Raw genomic sequence first — 24695 nt, forward strand, 5'->3', positions numbered from 1 at the left:
ATGTCCGTACAGAATATCGTCAACATAACTGAAGCTAACCTGCAACAGACGCTCGAACAGTCAATGACTAAACCGGTGCTGTTCTACTTCTGGTCTGAACGCAGCCAACACTGCCTGCAACTGACGCCGGTCCTGGAAAGCCTTGCCGCGCAGTACAACGGTCAGTTCATTCTGGCGAAGCTGGATTGTGACGCCGAACCAATGGTGGCTTCCCAGTTTGGCCTGCGCGCGATCCCAACCGTCTACCTGTTCCAGAACGGTCAGCCGGTGGATGGCTTCCAGGGGCCGCAGCCGGAAGAGGCGATCCGCGCCCTGCTGGATAAAGTTCTGCCGCGCGAAGAAGAGCTGAAAGCGCAGGAAGCCATGGCGCTGATGCAGGAAGGTAAGTACGACGAGGCGCTGCCGCTGTTAAAAGACGCGTGGCAGCTGTCGAACCAGAACAGCCAGATTGGTCTGCTGCTGGCAGAGACCCAGATTGCGCTGCACCGCCCTGAAGACGCGGAAGCCGTGCTGAAAACGGTGCCGATGCAGGATCAGGATACCCGTTATCAGGGTCTGGTGGCGCAGATTGATCTGCTGAAACAGGCGGCCGATACCCCTGAAATTCAGCAGCTTCAGCAGCAGGTTGCGGACAACCCGCAGGATGCCGCGCTGGCAAGCCAGCTGGCGCTTCAGCTTCATCAGGTGGGGCGTAACGAAGAGGCGCTGGAGCTGCTGTTTAGCCATCTTCAGAAGGACCTGGGCGCCGCAGACGGACAGGCGCGGAAGATGTTCCAGGAGATCCTGGCCGCGCTGGGTACCGGTGACGCGCTGGCGTCGAAATATCGTCGTCAGCTGTACGCGTTGCTCTACTAGCAAAAAAATGCCCGGTGGCGCTAACGCTTACCGGGCCTACAAAAGCCGATATTACCCCGTCTTTTTCAACTGCGTCACCACCAGCTGGTGGCGCGCGTTGTAAAACTTCCGATAGGTCAGGTAGCAGGCAATGATGGTGGACAGGCTCGCCGTAGAGAGCAGCATAAACGTCACCATAATCTGGTACTTAATCGCTTTTACCGGATCGATACCGGCAAAAATCAGCCCCGACATCATGCCCGGCAGGCTCACCAGACCCACCGTTTTGGCGGAATCCACCGTTGGGATCAGCGAAGAGCGAATGCTGTCGCGGATCAACCGCGCAGAGGCCACCTTCGGCGTCGCGCCCAGGCTTAGCTTCTCCTGAAGCTGCTGCTGTTCACTGCTGAACCGTTGCCCCAGATTGTTGTAGCACAACCCGACCGCCACCATCGCATTGCCCGCAATCATCCCGGAAATGGGGATCACCTGCATCGGCGTAAATTCTATCGAGCCGGAGAGTACCAGTACCGCCAGCGTTAACGCGGTCCCGGTAGTGATGGCGATCAACGACGAAATGAACGCTTTATCGATGTATTTACTGCGTTTCTGCGCGTTCCATGCCGCGTTAAAGCAGATAAACAGCACCATCAACAGGGTCAGCACGGCATGATTGACGTTGAAGATGTATTTCAGCACATAGCCGACGATGATGAGCTGAATGACCGCGCGGGCGATACTCCAAAGAATATCTTTTTCCAGCCCCAGCTTTTCCCGGTAGCTGACCACAATCGCCACCAGCACCAGGACCATCGACAGCGCCAGCGATTCGTTGGTTATGTTATGTTCACCCACGATGAGCCTCCTCCATTTTCCCGCCCTGCGGCCTGAGCGTGATGACATCATCCGCATGGGTAATTTCATTTGAATCATGCGTCACCCACAGCACGGCAATATTCTGCTCCCGGGCGTAGCGATGGATAATGTCATTGACGTTGCGCTTGTTAGCGTCATCCAGCGCGCTGGTGATTTCGTCCAGCAACAGCGCCTTCGGCAAGAATTGCAGGTTACGGATCAGCGAGACGCGCTGCTTTTCCCCTCCCGACAGTTCGGCGATCGATTTGGTCAGCGTCTCCGGCGAAAGCCCGAACCGGGTCAGATCGTCGGTAAACTTTTTTGGATCAGGCGTTTGGTTGCGGATGTGCCAGGGGAAAACCAGATTGTCGTACACCGTGTCGCCAAACAGGGACGGCGTTTGCACGCAGTATGACACCTGCTGGCGATAGCTTTCCGGTGAAAGCGTGGCGATATCTTTTCCTGCAAACAGGATGGTTCCCTCCGTTGGGCTCAGTAGCGAAGCCACGATTTTCAGGAGGGTGCTTTTGCCGCAGCCGGAGGGGCCAGTTATCAGTTTAAATTCGCCCGGAGAGAGACAAAAATCGACGTGCTGAAGGATGGTGTTATCACCCACACGAAAGCCAACATCCCTGATATCCAGAAGATTTTTTTTATTATTCATTCCGATTCCATTAACCGCTGTAATAAGAACAGCCTTTAGCATAATCCTTTCCGCTACGCAGCGCGAATAGCCTTAACCTATAGCAAGTGTTAAACTTTTTGCTCGCTAATTGTCACCTCTATAACTACAGGAAGTCAGCAACATGACACATATCTTTTATGAGTTCTCTTCCCTGAAGCCTGGTGTTCCTGATGTGGAAACATTAATGGAAGTCATCAATTCTTCTGAACTCACGCGTTTTGTCATGGGTGCAGAGGTGGTCGATTTTGTTAAGAAGGCGCTCATCGTTAACACCACAATCGGTAGCTTTAAAAACTGCTATTTTGCTTTCGATGATGGAGCTTACTTTCTCGAGTTTGACGGCAAGGGTAAATCCAGACGCTTTACTGAGGTGCCGGACTGGTTCGTTTCCCCTGCGGAATTTGCCCGCTCGCAATGGCTGATTAACCATGATCTGGCCGATGTGAAGGCGACGGCGTTTATTGACGTGCTGATGTCCTATCCGCTTAAAGAGCGCCGGGCGCACTGCAATCTGCTGTTTGGTCTGGATCTGCATAAGGTCAATGTGGTTCCGGCGCCTACAGCCCCTGCCGGAAAAATGGGCAATAAAAACGGAAAAACCACCAAGCCTCGCGTCACGGATCTCGGCTCTTTTGAGCTTTTTACCGCGTTCTTTGCGCGTATGAAAACCGCCGTCAATGCTAATGAATTCCCTACCCTACAGGTGCTGACCGGCCAGGAGGATCTTACAAAAGCGCCGCACAGCTTAAAGCAAGGGATCAGAACCTGGTTTAAGGCGATTACCGGCGATCTGCCGCCGAACAACAAACGTGTCGGGGCGGGCAATGCGGTATTGTTCTGCGCTCCCGTTCGCGAGCAGATCCAGCAGATAGAGGCCATCGGCCTGGAAAAATACTATCAGGGCTTATCAAAAGCCATCGCTGACGCCGGGGATGGGTTTATCACCGACTTCAGCTATACCTGGTCTGAAAAGTAACGTTTTGCGCCCCGCATTCCGAACGGGGCGTTTTATTTCTGCCAGTCCGGTTCCCACCTCTTTACAGGGGCGAAATCCTGTTCGTTAGCCGATATACTTACGTTCAACAAATACGCAGTTTTTCTCGTTACGGCATGCAAAACAGGAGGTTTTTATGCTCATCGTTGTTCCTGTCCTTATATTCGTTGCGCTGGTTATCGTGGGCGCAGGCGTCAAAATTGTCCCGCAGGGTTACCAGTGGACCGTCGAACGCTTCGGTCGCTACACCAATACTCTTCAGCCGGGTTTAAGCCTGATCGTCCCGTTCATGGACAGAATTGGGCGTAAGATCAATATGATGGAGCAGGTGCTGGATATCCCTTCCCAGGAAGTCATCTCCAAGGATAACGCCAACGTCACCATCGATGCGGTTTGCTTTATTCAGGTGATTGATGCGCCGAAAGCGGCCTATGAGGTGAGCAACCTGGAGCTGGCGATCGTCAACCTGACCATGACCAACATCCGTACCGTGCTTGGCTCAATGGAGCTGGACGAAATGCTCTCCCAGCGCGACAGCATAAATACCCGCCTGCTGCACATTGTGGATGAAGCCACCAATCCGTGGGGGATCAAAGTGACCCGCATTGAGATCCGCGACGTGCGCCCACCGGCAGAGCTGATTGCTTCCATGAACGCGCAGATGAAGGCCGAGCGTACCAAGCGTGCCTATATTCTTGAAGCCGAAGGGGTGCGTCAGGCTGAAATCCTGAAAGCGGAAGGGGAAAAACAGTCGCAGATCCTGAAAGCCGAGGGCGACCGTCAGTCTGCCTTCCTCCAGGCGGAAGCGCGTGAACGTTCGGCAGAAGCGGAAGCCCGCGCGACGCAAATGGTCTCCGAGGCGATTGCCGCCGGGGATATCCAGGCCGTGAACTACTTCGTCGCGCAAAAATATACCGATGCGCTGAAGGAGATCGGCTCCGCGAACAACAGCAAGGTGGTAATGATGCCGCTGGATGCCAGCAGTCTGATGGGATCTATCGCCGGAATTGCCGAGTTGATCAAAGACGGCGGAAACGAGCGTAAAAAATGATTGAGCTCATCGTTGCACATCCTCATGCGTTCTGGCTAAGCCTTGGCGGTTTACTGCTGGCCGCCGAGATGCTTGGCGGCAACGGTTATCTGCTGTGGAGCGGGGTTGCCGCGGTGATTACCGGGCTGGTCGTCTGGCTGCTGCCTGTCGGCTGGGAGTGGCAGGGCGCGCTGTTTGCCGTGCTGACGCTGCTGGCCGCCTGGCTGTGGTGGCGCTGGCTGAACAAACGGGTGAAGGCGCAGAAGCCGGTCGACGCGCACCTCAACCAGCGTGGGCAGCAGATCGTGGGTAGACGCTTTACGCTTGATAACGCGCTGATCAACGGACGCGGTCATATGCGCGTGGGGGACAGTTCGTGGCCGGTGGTGGCCGACGATGACCTCAGCGCCGGCACGCGGGTTGAGGTCATTGCGGTGGAAGGCATTACCCTGCGGGTTAAAGCCTGTTAGGCGTGGGTTTTACGGTGGCAGCAGCCGGAAAGATTGTCGATAATCGGGCACTCGGCGCTGTCATCTCCCGGGCAGGATTCTGCCAGCTGTAACAGTTGCTCACGCATCGCCTGTAATTCGATGATATGGCGTTCGATCTCCGCCACTTTTTCCAGCGTACGTTTTTTCACGTCGGCACTGTGGCGTTTCGGATCGTTAAACAGGTTAACCAGCTCGCCGCACTCTTCAAGGTTAAATCCTACCTGTCTTGCCTGGCGCAGTAACGTCAGTTCATCAAGATGCAGCTGCGTATAGCTGCGGTAGCCGTTCTCACTGCGCAACGGTGGCGTCACCAGCCCTTTTTCCTCATAAAAGCGAATCGCTTTGCTGGTTAAGCCGGTTTTTTTCGCAACATCGCTGATATTCACATTTCCCCCTTGACCTTCCCCTTGATGGAAGGTTTAACCTTCATAACAGTTAGCGAAAAGCAGAGTGAAGGTCAACAATTGACCAGAACATTATACGGGAGTTTTGTTATGTCTCACACTATTGACCTGACACTGGACGGCCTCTCCTGCGGCCACTGTGTCAAACGCGTTAAAGAAAGCCTGGAGCAGCGTCCTGACGTGGAAAGCGCTGAGGTGAGTATCGATCATGCCGCCGTGACCGGCAGCGCCAGCGCCGACGCGCTGATTGATACCATTAAACAGGCCGGTTACGGGGCGGAGTTAAGCCACCCAAAGGCTAAACCGCTGGCAGAGTCATCATCCCCGTCGGAAGCACTGACAGCGGCCACTCCTGAGCTTCCGGTAGCTGATGATATTGATGACAGCCAACAGCTGCTGATCAATGGCATGAGCTGCGCCAGCTGCGTCTCCCGGGTACAAAACGCCTTACAGGCGGTACCGGGCGTCGCACAGGCACGGGTAAACCTGGCGGAGCGTACTGCGCTGGTGATGGGCAGCGCCTCCGCCGCAGAGTTAGTGCAGGCCGTGGAGAAAGCGGGCTACGGGGCGGAGGCCATCGAAGATGATGCCGAGCGCCGCGAGCGCCAGCAGGAAACGGCTGTCGCCACTATGAAGCGTTTCCGCTGGCAGGCGATTGTCGCCCTGCTGGTCGGTATTCCGGTGATGGTGTGGGGCATGATGGGTGACAACATGATGGTCACCGCTGACAACCGCACCCTGTGGCTGGTGATTGGTCTGATTACCCTTGCGGTGATGGTGTTTGCTGGCGGACATTTCTATACCAGCGCCTGGAAGAGCCTGAAAAACCGCACCGCGACGATGGACACGCTGGTCGCGCTCGGTACCGGCGCGGCGTGGCTGTATTCGATGAGCGTGAACGTCTGGCCGCAGTGGTTCCCGATGGAGGCGCGCCATCTCTATTATGAAGCGAGTGCGATGATTATCGGTCTGATTAACTTAGGCCATATGCTCGAAGCCCGCGCGCGTCAGCGCTCGTCGAAAGCGCTGGAAAGATTACTCGATTTAACCCCGCCGACGGCCCGCGTGGTCACGGACGACGGGGAAAAAAGCGTTCCGCTCTCAGAGGTACAGCCGGGAATGACGCTGCGCCTGACCACCGGCGACCGCGTGCCCGTCGACGGTGAAATCACCCAGGGCGATGCCTGGCTGGATGAAGCGATGCTGACCGGCGAGCCGATACCCCAGCAGAAATCTCAGGGCGATGCGGTGCATGCGGGTACGGTGGTACAGGACGGCAGCGTACTGTTCCGCGCCAGCGCGGTCGGGAGCCATACCACGCTGTCACGCATCATTCGCATGGTCCGCCAGGCGCAGAGCAGTAAGCCGGAGATTGGTCAGCTTGCCGATAAAATCTCCGCCATTTTTGTGCCGGTGGTCGTCGGTATTGCCCTGCTGAGCGCGGCGATCTGGTATTTCTTCGGCCCGGCGCCGCAGATTGTCTACACCCTGGTGATCGCCACCACGGTGCTGATCATCGCCTGCCCTTGTGCCCTTGGCCTGGCCACGCCGATGTCGATTATCTCTGGCGTCGGACGCGCCGCCGAATTTGGCGTACTGGTCCGTGATGCTGACGCCCTGCAACGGGCAAGCACGCTGGACACCCTTGTCTTTGATAAAACCGGCACGCTCACCGAGGGCAAACCGCAGGTGGTGGCCGTCAGTACCGTTGGCTGTACGGAGACGGACGCCCTGCGCCTTGCCGCCGCGCTGGAACAAGGTTCCAGCCACCCGCTGGCGCGCGCCATCCTGGAGAAAGCCGGTGATGGCCGTCTGCCGCAGGTCAGCAACTTCCGCACCCTGCGCGGTTTAGGGGTCAGCGGTGAAGCCGAAGGCCATACGCTGCTGCTGGGCAACCAGGCACTGCTGACTGAACACGGCGTTGATACGTCCGCGCTGGACGCAGAGCTAAACGCGCAGGCCTCTCAGGGCGCGACGCCGGTTCTGCTGGCGAGGGATGGTCAGGTGGCGGCGCTGCTGGCCGTGCGCGATCCGTTACGCCAGGACAGCGTAGATGCCTTACAGCGCCTGCACCGCGCGGGCTATCGTCTGGTGATGCTGACCGGGGACAACCCGACCACCGCCAACGCCATTGCGAAAGAAGCCGGTATTGATGAGGTGATCGCGGGCGTGCTGCCGGACGGCAAAGCGGACGCCATCAAGAACCTGCAAAGTCAGGGTCGCCAGGTGGCGATGGTGGGCGACGGCATCAACGACGCCCCGGCGCTGGCGCAGGCTGACGTAGGCATTGCGATGGGCGGCGGGAGCGATGTCGCCATTGAAACCGCGGCGATCACCCTGATGCGCCACAGCCTGATGGGGGTGGCGGATGCGCTGGCGATTTCGCAAGCCACGTTGCGCAACATGAAGCAGAACCTGCTGGGGGCCTTCGTCTATAACTCGCTCGGCATTCCGATTGCCGCCGGGATTTTGTGGCCGCTGACCGGTACCCTGCTGAACCCGGTTGTTGCGGGTGCGGCGATGGCGCTCTCGTCAATTACCGTGGTGAGCAACGCTAACCGTCTGCTGCGGTTTAAACCGAAGGATTGAACCTTGTACCCGTACGCGCTAGCATGAACCTTTCCGATCATGGAGCGCGTATGGGTCTGTTTAATCGTCTAAAAACATCGTTTCGCGCCCTTTTTCCCCGCCGTTATGCCTGGCCCGGTATGGATATTTCGCTTCCAGGCGGGCAGCATCTGCACCTGGTGGGAAGCATTCATATGGGCACGCAGGACATGTCCCCCCTGCCCTCCGGCCTGATTAAACTGCTGAAGCGCGCCGACGCGCTGATCGTCGAAGCCGACATCTCCGGCCATGAATCGCCGTTTGCCGGGCTGGAAAGCGATCGCCCCCTGGCGGAACGTCTTAACGGGACGCAGCTGGCTGAGCTTACCCGTCTTGCGGATGAGACCGGCGTCTCGCTCTCAATGCTCGACACTCTGCCCCTGTGGCAAATTGCCATGGTGCTACAGGCCACCCAGGCGCAGCGCCTGGGGCTGCGCGGCGATTACGGTATCGATTATCAACTGCTGAATGCGGCAAGGGCGCGCAACCTGTCCGTCATTGAACTGGAAGGCACGGACAGCCAGATTGCGCTTCTTCGCCAGCTTCCCGATGACGGCCTGATGCTGCTGGATGATACCCTGACCCACTGGCACACCAACGCGCGTCTGCTGCAAACGATGATTGGCTGGTGGCTGGATGCGCCGCCCGCAGACGGTAAGCTGGCGTTACCGTCGACGTTCAGTGAATCGTTGTATGATGTGCTGATGAACGCGCGCAACCAGGCGTGGCGGGAGACACTATATGCCCTGCCTGCCGGTCGTTATGTTGTCGCGGTTGGCGCGTTGCATTTGTACGGAGAAGGGAATTTGCCGTCGCTGCTGAAATAAAAAAATGGCCAATATCTCTATTGGCCCGTCAAAGAGGAATTTCATCGTTTTTATTATACCGAAGTGACCTTCGGCTACGCCGATTGTCGCTCAAAGTAACCATCACTGCCAATACTATTGCGCAAGATGGTGCTATTTTTTAGACAAACGTCAGGCGTATGCTGCTGGTATGAATCGTCTGTCGTAAGAAGGATAGCCATGACTCCCGCCGTTAAATTACTCGAAAAAAACAAAATTTCTTTCCGGATCCACACCTACGATCACGATCCGAACGAAACCAACTTTGGTGATGAAGTGGTGCGCAAGCTGGGGCTGAACGCGGACCAGGTCTACAAAACGCTGCTGGTCGCGGTGAACGGCGATATGAAGCACCTCGCCGTGGCAGTGACGCCCGTCGCCGGACAGCTTGATCTGAAGAAAGTGGCCAAAGCGCTGGGAGCGAAAAAGGTCGATATGGCTGACCCGATGGTTGCGCAACGCACAACGGGTTATCTGGTCGGCGGGATCAGCCCGCTCGGCCAGAAAAAGCGTCTGCCGACGCTGATCGATGCGCCTTCGCAGGAATTTGAGACGATCTATATTTCTGGCGGCAAACGCGGGCTGGATATCGAACTGGCCGCAGGCGATCTGGCGAAAATGCTGGACGCGAAATTTGCGGATATTGCGCGCCGGGATTGAGAAAATTGCCCGGTGGCGCTGCGCTTACCGGGCCTACGATTCGAATGTAGGCCGGGTAAGGCGAAGCCGCCACCCGGCAAAAAAAAACGCACTACTGCCAGCTCACCTCGCCTTTCGGCTCATACATGTTCACGTCAATCGGTGAATTTTGCTGGATAAACTGCTTCAACACTTCCGCATCAATAAACCCGGTATTTACATAGCCCGGTTTGTTATCGATATGCGGATAGCCGTCGCCGCCGGTGGCGTTAAAGCTTAACGTTGCCAGGCGGTAGGTTTTCGCCGGATCAACCGGTTCGCCTTTGATTTTGAGATCGTTAAGCTTGCCGTCCTTCGCGACGAAGCTGACGTTAGCAAACTGCGGATACGCCCCGGAATCCGGCTTCATCTGCGCCACGGCGGTCAGGTAGTCAATCACCTCCTTCCCGCTCATGTCCGCATAGACCACCACGTTGCCAAACGGCTGCACTTTGAGCACGTCTTTATAGGTGATGTCTCCGCCTTCGATGGAATCACGAATACCGCCGCCGCTCATCACGCCGAAATCCGCATTCGTGCGCGCCATCTGCGCGGCCAGCACCAGACGCCCCATGTTGGTCTGTACGAAGCGGACTTTGCTGCGGTCTCCTTCCAGTCGTCCGTTAAGCGTGCCAATCTTCACGTCCAGCTGCGCTTTCCCTTTGCTCTGGAACGGCGTCAGCAAAGAGAGCATTTGCTGGTTTTCAGCGATCTCTGGCGTGTAGAGTACCCGCTCGCTTTTGCCGTCCGGGTAGGTCACTTTCTTCTTCAGGTTGACCGGGATGAGCTGATAGTGCACCAGCTTCATCTCGCCGTTACGGAATTCGAAATCCGCGCGGCCAACGTATTTACCCCACTCGTGGGCCTGTACAATCCAGATCCCGTTCTGACGATCAGGCGCGCACGGCGTGCCGGGCACATAATCTGCCTGCTTTTTATTCTCAGAAGCCATGCAGACCGGATCCTGTGAGTGACCGCCCACAATCATCGCCAGCGAGCCCGCAGGAAGGCTGCGCGCCATCTCCACGTCGCCCGGCGCGTTAGAGCCGTGCTGACCGTTATCGTAATGCCCCATGTGGGTGGTCGCGATAATCACATCCGGTTTTTCATTCTGCTGCAACTCCTGGATCACCAGCTTCGCTTCGTCCGCCGGTTTACGGAATTCGATGTCGGTGAAAAATTCAGGATTACCAATTTTAGCCGTATCGTCGGTGGTTAAGCCGATGACCGCGATCTTCAGATCCTGACGCTTAAACAGCGCCCACGGTTTAAACAGGCGCTCGCCGGTGCTTTTCTGATAAATATTGGCGGAAAGGAACGGGAATTTGGACCACTTCTCCTGCTGGCGCAACACGCTCAGCGGATTATCAAACTCGTGGTTTCCGACCGCCATCGCGTCGTAACCAATTAAATTCATGCCGCGGAAATCAGGCTCGGCATCCTGTAAATCAGATTCCGGCACCCCGGTATTAATATCCCCGCCCGACAGCAGCAGGACGCTGCCGCCCTGGGCCGCGACCTCTTTACGAATGCCGTCCACCAGCGTTTTTTGCGCCGCCAGGCCATATTCACCGTATTCGCTGCGCCAGAAATGGCCGTGATGATCGTTAGTATGCAGAATGGTAATTTTATAGGTTTTATCTTTTTCATACGCCTGCGCGGGCAGGCTTGTCAGCCCCCATGCGGCGATGAGCGCCAGCGCGACGCCACGCTTCATTAACTTCATCTTCTCTCTCCCTGACCCATAGACAAACGCAAAAATTACAGTGACTCACAAGAATAGACAAATAAGTTTTCAGAATTGCGACTTTCTTCAAATGTCACGGACGGGTATGTTAGTCGGATAATAATTACTCCCTGCATCTCTAATAACAAATCGACGTGGTATTTATGGCAATCAGTGAATCAACCCAGCCCGTCCAGGGCGCTCCGGCGTCGCCGCCGAAATCGCGCACTTCCTTTAAAGTATTAGGCGCAATCAGTCTCTCTCATCTGCTCAACGACATGATCCAGTCGCTGATTCTGGCGATCTACCCGCTGTTGCAGTCTGAGTTCTCATTAACCTTCGTGCAGATCGGGATGATCACCCTGACCTTCCAGCTGGCCTCTTCGCTGCTACAGCCGGTGGTGGGCTACTGGACGGACAAATACCCGATGCCATGGTCGCTGCCCATTGGCATGTGCTTCACCCTGAGCGGGCTGGTGCTGCTGGCCATGGCGGGCAGCTTTGAGGCGGTACTGGTTGCCGCGGCGCTGGTGGGAACCGGTTCATCGGTGTTCCATCCGGAATCGTCCCGCGTGGCGCGTATGGCTTCCGGCGGACGCCACGGGCTGGCGCAGTCTCTGTTCCAGGTGGGGGGTAACTTTGGTAGCTCCCTCGGTCCTCTGCTGGCGGCGGTAATTATCGCGCCTTACGGCAAAGGCAACGTGGCGTGGTTTGTGCTGGCCGCGCTGCTGGCGATTGTCGTCCTGGCGCAAATCAGCCGCTGGTATGCCGCGCAGCATCGCGTAAATAAGGGAAAACCTGCCGCGAAGATAACCAATCCCCTTCCGCGCAATAAGGTGATCCTTGCCGTCAGCGTGCTGCTGGTGCTGATTTTCTCGAAATATTTCTATATGGCGAGCATCAGCAGCTATTACACCTTCTATCTGATGCAAAAATTCGGATTATCGGTACAAAACGCCCAGTTCCACCTCTTTGCCTTCCTGTTTGCGGTGGCGGCAGGCACGGTGATTGGCGGCCCTGTGGGGGATAAAATTGGACGTAAATATGTGATTTGGGGCTCTATCCTCGGCGTTGCGCCGTTTACGCTTGTTTTACCCTACGCCACGCTGGAATGGACCGGAATATTGACGGTGATTATTGGTTTTATTCTCGCCTCGGCATTTTCAGCCATCCTGGTCTATGCGCAGGAGCTGCTGCCGGGACGTATCGGTATGGTTTCCGGCCTCTTTTTCGGTTTTGCCTTTGGCATGGGCGGCCTTGGTGCAGCCGTGTTGGGGATGGTTGCAGACCACACCAGCATCTTCCTGGTCTATAAAATCTGCGCTTTCCTGCCACTTCTGGGGATGTTGACCATATTCCTGCCTGACAATCGTCATAAAGCGTGACTTCACGGCTGCCAAAGTTAAACTTTGGCAGCCGGATAACCTGATGCCATAAGGCTTTCCTCTCCCTCCCCTCAGCAAATTTATCAAAATCTGCCTTTTTTCATGCTTATTGCCTTTTTATTGTGATTTCAACAATTATTCATAAACATAAGCGTAAAAATTGTCATAAACTATTAATCGGCTTTTTGGTATTTGCACCAAAAATGGATCACCCATCGCGAAAGGAGACGGAATGCACCACGCCACACCGCTTATCACCACCATTGTTGGTGGACTTGTGCTTGCTTTTATTCTCGGCATGATTGCCAATAAATTGCGTATTTCGCCCCTGGTAGGCTATTTGCTGGCGGGCGTGCTGGCAGGGCCCTTTACGCCGGGTTTTGTCGCAGATACCAAACTGGCGCCTGAGCTGGCGGAATTGGGCGTGATCCTGCTGATGTTTGGCGTCGGGCTGCATTTTTCCCTGAAGGATCTGATGGCGGTAAAGTCGATCGCCATACCGGGAGCGATCGCCCAGATAGGGGTGGCGACGCTGCTGGGCATGGCGCTTTCGGCGGTGCTGGGCTGGTCAATCATGACAGGTATCGTATTTGGGCTGTGTCTTTCAACCGCCAGTACCGTGGTGCTGCTGCGCGCGCTTGAAGAGAGACAGCTGATAGACAGCCAGCGCGGACAAATCGCGATAGGCTGGCTGATTGTTGAAGATCTGGTAATGGTGTTGACGCTGGTTCTGCTGCCTGCCGTTGCCGGGATGATGGAAAAAGAGAATATCGGCTTCGCCTCGCTGGCGCTGGATATGAGCATTACCATCGGTAAAGTCGTGGCGTTTATCGCCATCATGATGCTGGTGGGCCGCCGTCTGGTGCCGTGGATCATGTCCCGCAGCGCCGCCACGGGCTCGCGTGAACTGTTCACACTTTCGGTCCTTGCGCTGGCGCTGGGCATTGCCTTTGGCGCCGTCGAGCTGTTTGACGTCTCCTTTGCGCTGGGCGCGTTCTTCGCCGGGATGGTGCTGAACGAGTCCGAGCTGAGCCACCGTGCCGCGCACGATACCCTGCCGCTACGTGATGCATTCGCGGTGCTGTTCTTTGTCTCCGTCGGGATGCTGTTCGACCCGCTGATCCTCATTCAGCAGCCGCTGGCCGTGCTGGGTACGCTGGCAATCATCATCTTTGGTAAGTCCGTTGCCGCCTTCTTCCTGGTACGGATGTTCGGTCACTCGCCGCGCACGGCGCTGACCATCGCCGCCAGCCTGGCGCAGATTGGCGAGTTCGCCTTTATTCTTGCTGGTCTGGGGATGGCCCTGAACCTGCTGCCACAGGCGGGGCAAAATCTGGTGCTGGCGGGGGCGATCCTCTCCATCATGCTAAACCCGGTATTGTTTGCCCTGCTGGAGAAATATCTCGAGAAGACCGAAACCCTCGAAGAGCAAACCCTGGAAGAAGCGATTGAGGAGGAGAAACAGATCCCCGTAGATATCTGCAACCACGCGCTGCTGGTCGGTTTTGGTCGCGTCGGCAGCCTGCTCGGTGAGAAGCTGATGGCCCAGGGGATCCCCCTGGTAGTGATTGAAACCTCCCGCACTCGCGTCGACGAGCTTCGCGAGCGCGGCATCCGCGCGGTGCTGGGCAACGCGGCTAACGAAGAGATTATGAATCTGGCGCATCTGGACTGCGCTCGCTGGCTGCTGCTCACTATCCCGAACGGTTACGAGGCTGGCGAGATTGTTGCCACAGCCCGTGAAAAATGCCCACATATCGAAATCATTGCCCGCGCCCATTATGATGACGAAGTGGAGTACATCACCGAGCGCGGCGCGAATCAGGTGGTGATGGGTGAGCGTGAGATTGCGAATACAATGCTGACAATGCTGACAAAACCGCCAGTTGAAGAGGCGGTGACGGGTTAAGTTTTGTGCGGCCTGATGCCCTCACCCTGGCCCTCTCCCACAGGGAGAGGGAACAAACACTAAAAACGGCAACCACAGGTTGCCGTTTTGCTTTTACCTATCCCAATACGCCTCTTCGAGGCTGTCTTCCCGTTCCGGCAGCCCCCGCGTTAAGCGCGGTGAATGCTGGTTCAGCACCTGATAACTCACGCGGTTCGCGTACTTGCACACCTGCGCCAGCGAGGAGTAGGTCAGCCAGTTGAAGGTGTGCTTGCTGGAATTCGGCACATTGGTTTTGTGGTAGGCGTTGGCGGTGATGTCGTGCAGCAGCGCGGCCAGCGCGCCGTCGCCCGCGCCGTTGGTGTTCATGATCTTCTCGGGGCCACCCATATACGGTGCGATGTGGGAGAAGATACGCAGCGGGTTGATGCAGTCTTTATGACGCATGGCGCGGCTGAACTCGTACTGGTTAAATTCGGCGATTGCGCCCGGCAGCAGCGGGTGCTGGGTTTTCCGCTTGCTCTCTTCTTCCGTGAAACCCGCCATGTACAGCCCGACCGGCCCGGCGGTGCAGAGCACCAGATCCACCCAGTCCAGCGCCTTATCAGACGCCAGCAGCGGATCGCTTTCGCCGGTCAGCGCTTCGGCTTCTTCTTCATTCATCGCCAGAATCGAGACGTGTTCTTTCAGGAAGGCCTGCCACCACTCCGGGTTGTCGGCAATGACGAATTTGGTGCCCAGCGTCAGAACCACAGGCACGTTGTATTTCTTCGCGTACTCAATTGCCTTCATGGTTGCGTCCGGCATTGGTTCGCCCGGCTTGCAGCGCACCAGATAGGAGGTCAGTACCAGCGCAGACGCGCCCGCGATCACCTCTTCCGGGATACTTTCAGCGCGCAGCTTGTTCATATGGCCGGGGCTGATGGCAAAGGTACGCTCGCCGGAATCGCTTATCAGCGTAAAGCAGCGGCCAATCGGCCCGTCAACGCCCTGCAAATAGTTCAGATCGGTGCGGCTGGAGGTATTGCACAGGTAGCGGTAGGCATAGCCACCGATTTCGATATTGCTGCACATCACGCCAAGCAGCACCGAGCGGTCGTCTGCCAGTACGGAGTAGTTGTGCATGGTGTTGCCGATGGTGCCGCCGGCAAACTGGTGGGTGATAAGATTTTCGCGCACCAGCTCCTGATACAGCGCTTCAGCAACGTCATCCTCAATCACCAGCGAGTGCCCGGCGCTCAGACCGTAACGTGCGACAAACGCATCATCCACTTTGGCTTCAATGTCCACCAGCGTCTGATCGATACCGACCACCCAGGCAGCGCTGGTTTCGCTTTCCTGCTGAATTTGCTGTAACAGCGGATCGCGGGCATCGACGGGGAAATAGTGTTTGGACTTACGTTTACCGGGAAATTTCATGGTCTGAACTGTGCAAAGAATACGGGCCGGGAATGGTAGCACAAACCCGGCCCGTAACGCGATCAGCGGCGGGTGGTGACCAGTGACACCATCATGTCGATGTGTTCAGGGGAGTCGTTAAGCGCAGGAATGTATTCGTATTTCGTTCCGCCCGCCTCCATAAAGAACTCTTTGTTCTGGACAGCAATCTCTTCCAGCGTTTCCAGACAGTCCGCCGAGAAGCCCGGCGACATCACCTGAATGTGCTTCACGCCCTTCTCGCCCAGCATCTTAAGCGTTTCATCAGTATACGGGGTGAGCCACGGTTCACGGCCGAAGCGCGACTGGAAGGTCATCATCACCTTCTCAGGCGGCAGGCCGAGGGCGGAGACTAGCTCGCGGGTGGTATCGCGGCAACGCTGGGGGTAATCATCCCCTTCGTTCGCGAAACGCTGCGGAATACCGTGATAGGAGAGCAGCAGCAGATCCGGCTCGCCGTGTTTTTCAAACGACGCGCGCGCGCTGCTGGCAAGCGCCTGAATGTACAGCTCGTTATCGGCGTAGTCGCGGATAAAGGTGATACCCGGTATACGGCGGCGGGTCGCCAGAATGCGCGCCAGTTCGTCCCAGACGGCAGCTACCGTGGAGCACGAATACTGCGGATAAAGGGCCAGCACCACAATGTGTTCAACGCCCTGCGCCAGCAGAGAGTCGACGGCGCTTTCCAGGGACGGCTTACCGTAGCTCATGCCGAGCGCAACGGGCATGTCCGGCAGGCGGGCGGCCAGCGCCTTCTCCTGACGACGGCTGTACACCATCAGCGGCGAGCCCTCTTCCATCCACACGGACTGATAGAGCTTTGCCACACGCGGGGAACGAATCGGCAGAATGACGCCACGCAGCAGTGGCCACCACAGCAGTCTTGGGGTATCCACGACGCGCGTGTCGCTTAAAAATTGTCGCAGGTAGCGTTTGACCGCCGCTGGAGTAGGTGCTTCTGGGGTGCCCAGATTGGCAAGCAGGATGCCGGTTTTCGCCTGACTCATTCACGCCTCTTAACCATTTGATAGGCTGTCAATTGTAGCGGAAATGCGTTTAAACGAAACCCATTGCTGTAATAGGTAAGATGAGAATTTTTCTCACCCGGGGCTCCGGGTGAGAGAGGTGCGCTTAGCCGAGGATTTTTTCCAGCTCTGCACGTACGTCATCCACGGCTTTGGTGCCGTCCACTTTCGCGTATTTGGTGTTACCCGCCTGCGCTTCTTTGGTGTAGTAGCCGATCAGCGGTGCGGTCATCTGATGGTATTCCACCAGGCGTTTACGCACGGTTTCTTCCTGATCGTCTTTACGGGTGGTCAGCTCTTCGCCGGTCACGTCGTCTTTGCCTTCAACCTTAGGTGGGTTGAATTTGATGTGGTAAACGCGGCCAGAAGCAGCGTGTACGCGACGGCCAACGATACGGTCAACGATCAGCTCGTCTGGTACGTCGAACTCCAGCACGTAATCCACGTTGATGCCCGCTTCTTTCATGGCGTCAGCCTGAGGAATGGTGCGCGGGAAGCCGTCCAGCAGGAAACCGTTACGGCAGTCTTCCTGAGCAATGCGCTCTTTAACCAGCGCGATAACCAGTTCGTCGGTCACCAGTTTGCCTGCGTCCATGATGTCTTTCGCTTGTTTACCCAGCTCGGAGCCAGATTTAACAGCGGCGCGCAGCATGTCACCGGTGGAGATTTGCGGAATACCGTATTTCTCCATGATGAACTGAGCCTGAGTTCCTTTACCCGCGCCCGGAGCGCCAAGCAGAATAATACGCATTGCGAAAATCCCCTCAAAAGTCGATTCAATTTTTCAAAAAGCGCTAAACAATACCACCAGAACGGGTATGGCTCAAGGAAGGCGGGAAGGCTGAAACGGTTAACGGGGGGAGATAATTTGGCTTCGTGCGGTCTGGTGCCCTCACCCTAACCCTCTCCCACAGGGAGAGGGAACTCTTTCACCCTCTCCCTGTGGGAGAGGGCCGGGGTGAGGGAAGATTACGCCAGCAGCAGCGCATTCACACGTTTAATGAACAGGTTAGGATCTTCCAGCGTACCGCGCTCGGCCAGCAGGGACTGATCCAGCAGCAGTTCAACCCACTCCGCAAAGCGGGCGTCGTCCTGGGTATCCGCCGCACGTTTCACCAGCGGGTGATCCGGATTAAGCTCAAAGATATATTTCACTTCCGGCACGGCCTGGCCCGCCGCAGCGAACAGTTTCGCCATCTGGGTGCTCATTTCGTCCGCATCGGTGGTGACAATGGCTGGCGTATCGGTCAGACGGTGCGTGAAGCGCACCTCTTTCACGCGGTCGCCCAGCAGCGTTTTAACGCGCTCAACGAACGGCTCCAGCGCCTTCTCGGCTTCTTTCGCGCTGTCGTCCACTTCATCCGCCAGCTTATCGATAGACTCGTCGGCTTTGGCAACGGACTGGAAGGATTTACCGTCGAACTCGGTCAGGTAGTTCATCATCCACTCGTCGATGCGGTCAGACAGCAGCAGCACTTCGATGCCTTTCTTACGCAGCAGTTCCAGATGCGGGCTGCTCTTCGCTGCCGCATAGCTGTCGGCGGTGATGTAGTAGATCTTCTCCTGCCCTTCTTTCATGCGGGAGACGTACTCTTCCAGCGACACGGTCTGGGCGGAGGAGTCGTTGTGCGTAGAGGCGAAGCGCAGCAGTTTAGCGATAGCTTCCACGTTCGCAGTATCTTCCGCCGGACCTTCTTTCAGCACCAGGCCAAACTGTTTCCAGAAGGTCTGGTATTTTTCCGCATCGTCCTTCGCCAGTTTTTCCAGCATCTGCAACGCACGTTTGGTCAGGGCGTTGCGCAGGTTACGGGTGACGGTGCTGTCCTGAAGAATTTCACGGGAGACGTTCAGCGGCAGATCGTTGGAGTCTATCAGGCCACGCACAAAGCGCAGGTAGTTCGGCATGAACTGCTCGGCGTCGTCCATGATGAAGACGCGCTGCACGTACAGCTTCAGGCCGTGCTTGTGATCGCGGTTCCACATGTCCCACGGCGCCTGCGCCGGAATGTACAGCAGGCTGGTGTACTCCTGTTTCCCTTCCACACGGTTGTGGCTCCAGGTCAGCGGATCGGTGAAGTCGTGGGCGATGTGCTTGTAAAACTCGTTGTACTCGTCGTCTTTAATTTCAGCTTTATTACGCGTCCACAGCGCCTGCGCCTTGTTGATTTTTTCCCAGGAAACCACGGTTTCGCCGTCTTTCTCTTCCTGTTTTTCAATCTCTACCGGCAGCGCGATATGGTCGGAATATTTGCTGATGATGGAGCGTACGCGCCAGTCGTTCAGGAAATCGTCTTCGCCTTCACGCAGGTGCAGGGTGATTTCGGTGCCGCGATCCGCTTTGGTGATGTCATCAACGGTGTACTCGCCTTCACCTTTAGACTCCCACAGCACGCCGTTCTCGGCGCTGTCGCCCGCGGCGCGGGTGCGCACGGTGACTTTGTCCGCCACGATGAACGCCGAGTAGAAGCCTACGCCGAACTGACCGATCAGCTGGCTGTCTTTCGCCTGGTCAGAGCCCATGGACTCAAGGAACGCTTTGGTGCCGGATTTGGCGATGGTTCCGAGGTGGTCAATCACCTCGTCGCGGTTCATCCCGATGCCGTTATCGGCGATGGTCAGGGTGCGGTTCTCTTTATTAAACGAGACGCGCACGCGCAGCTCGCCGTCGCCTTCATACAGATCCGGGTTAGACAGCGCGCGGAAGCGCAGCTTGTCCGCCGCATCAGAGGCGTTGGAAATCAGCTCACGCAGGAAGATTTCTTTGTTGGAATACAGGGAATGGATCATCAGGTGCAGAAGCTGTTTTACTTCTGACTGGAAACCACGGGTTTCTTGTCCTTTCATCTAAGTCGACCTCAACAATGCCATTTAATGGGGTTGTAAAACGTTGAGTGAGAGATGGGGATAAGGGGAGGAATTTTCAAGCGGAGGCCGCGCGCGCAGCCTCCGTTTGGTCAGAAAATAATCTTGTGACGTCCGGCCAGCGAGTGTGACAGCGTGGTGCCGTCGACCATCTCCAGCTCACCGCCGACCGGCACGCCGTGGGCGATGCGGCTGGCGTCAACGCCGTACTGCGCGCACAGCTCGGCGATGTAGTTGGCGGTTGCCTCCCCTTCCACCGTCGGGTTGGTGGCGAGGATCACCTCTTTGATGGTTTCCGACTCCAGGCGCTGCTCCAGGCGATCGAGACCGATATCGTCCGGGCCGATGCCATCCAGCGGGGAGAGATGCCCCATCAGCACGAAATAGCGGCCGGAAAACTGCCCGGTTTGTTCGATGGCGTAGATGTCCGCCGGACTCTCCACCACGCAAATCTGACCGTTTTCCTGACGACGCGGGTTCGTGCAGATGTTACATACGTCCTGCTCGGTAAAGGTCCGGCAATCCGCACAGTGACCAATCTCTGACATGGCGCGGGTCAGAGCCTGCGCCAGGCGCATCCCGCCGCTGCGGTCGCGCTGCAATAGCGTAAACGCCATACGCTGCGCCGACTTCGGGCCAACGCCCGGCAGGCAGCGCAGTGCTTCCATTAACTGCGTGAGCAGCGGACTGGTTTGCATCAGAATGGCATCTTAAAGCCCGGCGGCAGTTGCATACCGCTGGAAACAGAGGCCATTTTCTCTTTCTGGGTTTCGTCGATACGGCGAGCGGCATCGTTAAACGCGGCTGCAACCAGATCTTCCAGCATCTCTTTGTCGTCTTCGAGCAGGCTCGGGTCGATTTCAACGCGACGGCAGTTATGCGCACCGTTGATGGTCACCTTGACCAGACCGGCACCGGATTCACCCGTGACTTCCAGCTGAGCGATCTCTTCCTGCATCTTCTGCATTTTTTCCTGCATCTGCTGAGCCTGCTTCATCAGGCCACCCAGACCGCCTTTTCCACCAAACATAGGCTTCTCTCTTCTTTCACGTTAAGGATTACAACCGTAAGTCAGACTCACGATCAAATGGGGCGAATACTCTCTTCATCCAAATCGGCGTCGAAGAACCGGCGCAGGGTCTGGATGTTGTTATCCGCAATTATCGCCTCGCGCGCCTGCGCGAGCTTCTCTTCATAAATGGCCTGACGCCACTCGAGCGGCGTTTTCACCGCCGGATTATCATCTTCAATGATAGTCAATTCAACCGGTACACCCTGTAATGCGGTAAGCGCCTCGGCCAGCGCCTTTTGCGCGCCAGGGGAGTTGAGGTGCCGCTGGCCAGGGCGCAGGTGCAGACGCACCTGATTACCGTCCTGCTCTTTCCAGGCGTTCAGCGCGACCTGCTCCACCAGCTTCGGCAGTTGCAGTTTGCTGACCTCGGCGGCCCAGGCGTCGCGCTCAATGGATTCTTCCGCGAGCTTCGCGGATAGCTCCGGCGTTTTTTCATGCTCCAGCGCCTTTTTCAGCGCTTTTGGCGTGGCGACCACTTCCTTGACCGTTTCAACAACGGTGGTCGCCTTCCAGCGGTATGCCTCTTCTTTCGCCGGGGCTTTTTGCTCGAGCGCGGACGGTGCCGGACGCGACTGCACGCGCTCCGTTACCGAGGCCAGTCGTTCAAGCGCGGCGTTGTTCACCGGCCACGCTCTTGCAGGCGCTGCCGGTTCACTCTTTTTTGGTTTGGTTGCTCCCTGCGCACGTTGCAACTGGCTTCGTGCGGCAAGCACCGAACTGGTGGCATCCGACAGCGGCACGTTTTGCGGCGGCGGCGATGCCGGTTGCGGTGGCACCTGCTGCGGTGACATTACCGCGGTCGGCGCAACCGGCGCAAAGGACTGCCGGGGCGTTTCCGGCTCCGGCAGTGGCTTGCGCGGATGGAAGGCCAGCGCGCGCAGCAGCGTCATTTCAACGCCCATCCGGCGATCCGGTGCAAACGGCAGCTCTTTGCGGCCAATCAGCAGCGTCTGATAATAAAGCTGAACATCAGCCGGCGGCACGGTGCGCGCAAGTTCACGCATCCGCTGTTCAATGGTCGCCATGTCCGCGCCAATAGCCGACGGAGACAGTTGCAGCATCGCCACACGGTGCAGCAGGCTGAGCATCTCGACCAGCAGCGCTTCCCACTCAATGCCACGGGCAGCGGCGTCGTTGACGAGGGTCATTACCCGCTCACCGTTGGCGGCAATCATCGCTTCAATAAGCGACAGCGCCTGATCGTCATCCAGCGTGCCGAGCATAGTGCTGACCGCGTCGGTGGAGAGTTTACCGTCACCGCTGGCAATCGCCTGATCGGTCAGGCTCAACGCATCGCGCAGGCTGCCGTCCGCGGCACGGGCCAGCAGTTGCAGCGCACGCGGCTCGTGGACAATGTTCTCTTCATCGAGGATATGCTCAAGCTGAGCGCGGATCTGCTCAACGTCGAGCGCCTTCAGATGGAATTGCAGGCAGCGCGAGAGGATAGTGACCGGCAGCTTTTGCGGATCGGTGGTCGCCAGCAGGAATTTGACATGCGCAGGCGGCTCTTCCAGCGTTTTCAGCAGGGCGTTGAAGCTGTGGCGCGACAGCATGTGCACTTCATCGATCAGATAGACCTTGAAGCGGCCGCGCGCCGGGGCGTACTGCACGTTGTCGAGCAGATCGCGGGTATCTTCCACTTTGGTGCGCGAGGCGGCGTCGATCTCAATCAGATCGACAAAACGCCCCTGCTCGATCTCACGACAGTTGTCGCACACGCCGCACGGGGTGGCGGTGATCCCGGTTTCGCAGTTCAGACCTTTTGCCAGCAGACGGGCAATAGAGGTTTTACCGACGCCGCGGGTGCCGGAGAAAAGATAGGCGTGATGGATGCGACCTAGCGACAAGCCGTTCGCCAGGGCCGTCAGCACATGTTCCTGACCGACAACGTCAGCAAAGGTTTGTGGTCGCCATTTACGGGCTAACACCTGATAACTCATGGGCAGGCTCTGCAACGCTGGAAGGTGAATTAATGGAGGGGAATGCTATCACAACCTCACCCATTGAGCGAGGTTGTGAGATACGGGATTAATGTCCCGGGAATGGCACCAGGCTGTAGCTGGTAATACCCTGTTTTTCCAGGCGCTGCTCGCCGCCGAGATCGAACAGGTTGATGATGAATGCCGCGTCGGTCACTTCCCCGCCCAGACGACGGATCAGCTTCACGGTCGCTTCGATGGTGCCGCCGGTTGCCAGCAGATCGTCCACCACCAGCACTTTGTCGCCTGGCTTGATGGCATCAACGTGAATTTCCAGCTGATCGGTGCCGTATTCCAGCTCATAGCTCTCAGCAATGGTTTCACGCGGCAGTTTGCGCGGCTTACGCACCGGCACAAAACCCACGCCCATCGCCAGCGCAACCGGTGCGCCAAACAGGAAGCCACGGGCTTCAGTACCTACTACTTTGGTGATCCCGGCGTTTTTATAACGCTCAACCAGCAGTTCAATGCTGAGGGCGTACGCTTTCGGGTCTTCCAGCAAGCTGGTGACATCGCGGAAAAGAATGCCAGGTTTTGGATAGTCCTGGATACTTTTGATGCTATTTTTCAGATATTCAAGCTGCTGTGCAGTTGCGGTCATCGGTTTGTGCCTAAATGAAACAGTGTTACTCACGGCGCGCGACGAGTCGGTCAAAGTAACAGTTGTTTAACCTTTGACCAGGCGCACCTGTGCTCGAAAACGGTCGAATTTACTGGCTGTGCGCCATAATTGCAACCGCCATGATGAGGCTTCAGTGCTTTTGTTGCTTTTCATCAACCACGGGGATCCGCCACATAAAGATCAGCAGGCAAACCAGGATCGCCAGCAGCAGAATGCGCACCCACATCATTTTCACCAGCCATAACGAGACGGCGAAGGTGATCAGGATGAAGGCAATGGCGCGCGGCTTAGCCCCGGGCGGCATGGCCCGGTGTTTTTGCCAGTGCCGCAGGTAGCCGCCAAACCACGAGCGGTACAGAAGCCAGTGGTGAAAACGCGGCGACGAGCGGGCGAAGCACCAGGCGGCCAACAGGATAAACGGGGTGGTCGGCAGCAAGGGTAAAACCACACCCAGCGTGCCCAGCACTACCGCGAGCCAGCCAATGATGATTAAAATAGTACGCTGCATAATGCGAATCGTTATCAAACTGAACGGCTACTTTACCACTGGAGAGCGCCTTGAAAACAGCACTGCTTCTTGAGAGGCTGCAAAATCAGCTGATCGCGCTGCGGGCGCAGGCCACGCCGTTGATGGGCCACGCCACGCTGAAACCGCGCTTTGACCGACAGCTCTTCCGCACCCGCAGCACCGTCATTGAGGATTATCTTGCTGAAGCGCAGACTAATCTCGACGAGCTTCGTCACGCGGTTGAGAGTGAACAGCAGGAACAGGTCGCGTGGCTTGCGGAGCATCTTACCGAGCAGATCACCGCCCTGCACCGGGAAATCGCCGCCTGGCCGTTACGGGCGTGGGACAGCGCCTCGCCGGGGCTCGGTAAATGGCAGCGCAAGCGGTTGGAGAACCAGGAGTTTGAGCGCCGTCTGTTTGAGATGAAGCGCGAGCGCGAAGCCCGCCTGAACACCAGCGAAACGCTGGAAGAGCAGCAGTTATTAATGCGTGAAATCAGCGCGCTGGAAGGCCGCATCGTCCGCTGCCGTCAGGCGCTGGATGAGATTGAACGCGTCATTGAACGCCTGACCCGTTAACAGGAGCCACTGATGTCACTGGAAAATGCCCCCGACGAGGTCAAGCTGGCCGTCGATTTAATTATGCTGCTGGAAAATCACGAGATCCCGGCGGAGACGGTGCTGAAAGCGCTGGAGATTGTGCGACGAGATTTTGAGGGGAAACTTCCCCCTCACCCTACCCTCTCCCCAGAGGAGAGAGGGAAATAGA

General features: G+C 57.0%; 24 protein-coding genes and 1 other annotated feature. Of the genes, 11 read left to right on the forward strand and 13 right to left on the reverse strand.

The window, feature by feature from the left end:
* Window positions 1-855: a co-chaperone YbbN gene (locus tag ACOTX5_RS09230; protein WP_003858935.1), complete on the forward strand. Its 855-nt coding sequence runs from the start codon at window positions 1-3 to the stop codon at window positions 853-855.
* Between the two features lie 51 nt (window positions 856-906).
* On the opposite strand, the gene fetB is transcribed toward ACOTX5_RS09230, so the two are convergent.
* Both fetB and fetA read right to left on the reverse strand, forming a co-directional pair.
* Window positions 907-1689, reverse strand: coding sequence for an iron efflux ABC transporter permease subunit FetB (gene fetB, locus ACOTX5_RS09235; RefSeq protein ID WP_017383223.1), 783 nt, complete (start codon window positions 1687-1689; stop codon window positions 907-909).
* Window positions 1682-2353 (reverse strand): iron efflux ABC transporter ATP-binding subunit FetA, encoded by a 672-nt coding sequence (gene fetA, locus ACOTX5_RS09240; RefSeq protein WP_015571235.1) that lies wholly within the window; start codon window positions 2351-2353, stop codon window positions 1682-1684. The genes fetB and fetA overlap by 8 nt, the downstream gene beginning before the upstream one ends.
* Before the next feature lie 142 nt (window positions 2354-2495).
* Here fetA and ACOTX5_RS09245 point away from each other — a divergent pair, with 142 nt between their 5' ends.
* The 3 genes from ACOTX5_RS09245 to ACOTX5_RS09255 all read left to right on the forward strand — a co-directional run bounded on the left by ACOTX5_RS09245 (window position 2496) and on the right by ACOTX5_RS09255 (window position 4868).
* On the forward strand, window positions 2496-3350 hold the full coding sequence (locus ACOTX5_RS09245; RefSeq protein WP_015571236.1) for a hypothetical protein: 855 nt from the start codon (window positions 2496-2498) through the stop codon (window positions 3348-3350).
* A gap of 154 nt (window positions 3351-3504) precedes the next feature.
* Complete coding sequence (locus ACOTX5_RS09250; protein ID WP_003858941.1) at window positions 3505-4419, forward strand: SPFH domain-containing protein; 915 nt, start codon at window positions 3505-3507, stop codon at window positions 4417-4419.
* Window positions 4416-4868, forward strand: a complete 453-nt coding sequence (locus ACOTX5_RS09255; RefSeq protein ID WP_015571238.1) for an NfeD family protein — start codon at window positions 4416-4418, stop codon at window positions 4866-4868. The genes ACOTX5_RS09250 and ACOTX5_RS09255 overlap by 4 nt, the downstream gene beginning before the upstream one ends.
* Here the strand turns inward: ACOTX5_RS09255 and cueR are convergent.
* On the reverse strand, window positions 4865-5275 hold the full coding sequence (cueR, locus tag ACOTX5_RS09260) for a Cu(I)-responsive transcriptional regulator (RefSeq protein WP_017383222.1): 411 nt from the start codon (window positions 5273-5275) through the stop codon (window positions 4865-4867). The genes ACOTX5_RS09255 and cueR overlap by 4 nt on opposite strands.
* Window positions 5276-5383: 108 nt before the next feature.
* On the opposite strand from cueR, the gene copA reads away from it, so the two are divergent.
* From copA to ybaK, 3 genes are all read left to right on the forward strand, one after another.
* A complete protein-coding gene (copA, locus tag ACOTX5_RS09265) occupies window positions 5384-7882 on the forward strand; it encodes a copper-exporting P-type ATPase CopA (RefSeq protein WP_023303209.1) in 2499 nt (832 codons plus the stop codon).
* A 50-nt stretch (window positions 7883-7932) separates the two neighbouring features.
* Window positions 7933-8727, forward strand: coding sequence for a TraB/GumN family protein (locus ACOTX5_RS09270; protein ID WP_017383220.1), 795 nt, complete (start codon window positions 7933-7935; stop codon window positions 8725-8727).
* A 198-nt stretch (window positions 8728-8925) separates the two neighbouring features.
* On the forward strand, window positions 8926-9405 hold the full coding sequence (gene ybaK, locus ACOTX5_RS09275; RefSeq protein ID WP_010428207.1) for a Cys-tRNA(Pro)/Cys-tRNA(Cys) deacylase YbaK: 480 nt from the start codon (window positions 8926-8928) through the stop codon (window positions 9403-9405).
* Between the two features lie 91 nt (window positions 9406-9496).
* On the opposite strand, the gene ushA is transcribed toward ybaK, so the two are convergent.
* Entirely contained in the window at window positions 9497-11149 is a 1653-nt protein-coding gene (gene ushA / locus ACOTX5_RS09280; RefSeq protein ID WP_017383219.1) for a bifunctional UDP-sugar hydrolase/5'-nucleotidase UshA, read from the reverse strand.
* Between the two features lie 164 nt (window positions 11150-11313).
* On the opposite strand from ushA, the gene ACOTX5_RS09285 reads away from it, so the two are divergent.
* Both ACOTX5_RS09285 and ybaL read left to right on the forward strand, forming a co-directional pair.
* Complete coding sequence (locus ACOTX5_RS09285; protein WP_015571242.1) at window positions 11314-12534, forward strand: MFS transporter; 1221 nt, start codon at window positions 11314-11316, stop codon at window positions 12532-12534.
* A 232-nt stretch (window positions 12535-12766) separates the two neighbouring features.
* Window positions 12767-14443, forward strand: coding sequence for a YbaL family putative K(+) efflux transporter (gene ybaL / locus ACOTX5_RS09290; protein WP_017383218.1), 1677 nt, complete (start codon window positions 12767-12769; stop codon window positions 14441-14443).
* A gap of 93 nt (window positions 14444-14536) precedes the next feature.
* On the opposite strand, the gene ACOTX5_RS09295 is transcribed toward ybaL, so the two are convergent.
* The 9 genes from ACOTX5_RS09295 to ACOTX5_RS09335 all read right to left on the reverse strand — a co-directional run bounded on the left by ACOTX5_RS09295 (window position 14537) and on the right by ACOTX5_RS09335 (window position 23927).
* Entirely contained in the window at window positions 14537-15841 is a 1305-nt protein-coding gene (locus tag ACOTX5_RS09295; protein ID WP_032104066.1) for an inosine/guanosine kinase, read from the reverse strand.
* A gap of 62 nt (window positions 15842-15903) precedes the next feature.
* Window positions 15904-16866 (reverse strand): ferrochelatase, encoded by a 963-nt coding sequence (gene hemH / locus ACOTX5_RS09300; protein ID WP_017383216.1) that lies wholly within the window; start codon window positions 16864-16866, stop codon window positions 15904-15906.
* Window positions 16867-16990: 124 nt separating this feature from the next.
* Window positions 16991-17635: an adenylate kinase gene (gene adk, locus ACOTX5_RS09305; RefSeq protein WP_045911099.1), complete on the reverse strand. Its 645-nt coding sequence runs from the start codon at window positions 17633-17635 to the stop codon at window positions 16991-16993.
* Between the two features lie 218 nt (window positions 17636-17853).
* The gene (gene htpG, locus ACOTX5_RS09310; protein ID WP_015571245.1) at window positions 17854-19728 is read right to left on the reverse strand and encodes a molecular chaperone HtpG; all 1875 of its coding nucleotides are present in this window, start codon (window positions 19726-19728) and stop codon (window positions 17854-17856) included.
* Window positions 19729-19838: 110 nt separating this feature from the next.
* Window positions 19839-20444 carry a recombination mediator RecR gene (gene recR, locus ACOTX5_RS09315; protein WP_006809843.1) on the reverse strand — a complete coding sequence of 202 codons (606 nt, stop codon included), beginning with the start codon at window positions 20442-20444 and terminating at the stop codon, window positions 19839-19841.
* On the reverse strand, window positions 20444-20776 hold the full coding sequence (locus tag ACOTX5_RS09320) for a YbaB/EbfC family nucleoid-associated protein (RefSeq protein WP_003858972.1): 333 nt from the start codon (window positions 20774-20776) through the stop codon (window positions 20444-20446). The genes recR and ACOTX5_RS09320 overlap by 1 nt, the downstream gene beginning before the upstream one ends.
* Window positions 20777-20829: 53 nt before the next feature.
* On the reverse strand, window positions 20830-22758 hold the full coding sequence (gene dnaX, locus ACOTX5_RS09325; protein WP_045911100.1) for a DNA polymerase III subunit gamma/tau: 1929 nt from the start codon (window positions 22756-22758) through the stop codon (window positions 20830-20832).
* Window positions 21436-21500: a sequence feature (DnaX frameshifting element), on the reverse strand. (Overlaps the previous gene by 65 nt.)
* 88 nt (window positions 22759-22846) lie before the next feature.
* Window positions 22847-23398: an adenine phosphoribosyltransferase gene (gene apt / locus ACOTX5_RS09330; protein ID WP_000127359.1), complete on the reverse strand. Its 552-nt coding sequence runs from the start codon at window positions 23396-23398 to the stop codon at window positions 22847-22849.
* Between the two features lie 151 nt (window positions 23399-23549).
* Window positions 23550-23927, reverse strand: a complete 378-nt coding sequence (locus ACOTX5_RS09335; RefSeq protein WP_015571246.1) for a DUF454 family protein — start codon at window positions 23925-23927, stop codon at window positions 23550-23552.
* A gap of 50 nt (window positions 23928-23977) precedes the next feature.
* On the opposite strand from ACOTX5_RS09335, the gene priC reads away from it, so the two are divergent.
* Together priC and rsmS are read left to right on the forward strand one after the other, a co-directional pair.
* On the forward strand, window positions 23978-24505 hold the full coding sequence (gene priC / locus ACOTX5_RS09340) for a primosomal replication protein N'' (protein WP_017383213.1): 528 nt from the start codon (window positions 23978-23980) through the stop codon (window positions 24503-24505).
* A 12-nt stretch (window positions 24506-24517) separates the two neighbouring features.
* On the forward strand, window positions 24518-24694 hold the full coding sequence (gene rsmS, locus ACOTX5_RS09345) for a pleiotropic regulatory protein RsmS (protein WP_017383212.1): 177 nt from the start codon (window positions 24518-24520) through the stop codon (window positions 24692-24694).
* Window position 24695 lies beyond the last annotated feature (1 nt).

Origin of the sequence: Enterobacter cloacae complex sp. IR5441, assembly GCF_049238215.1 — a bacterium.
Classification (GTDB): Bacteria; Pseudomonadota; Gammaproteobacteria; order Enterobacterales; family Enterobacteriaceae; genus Enterobacter; species Enterobacter hormaechei_C.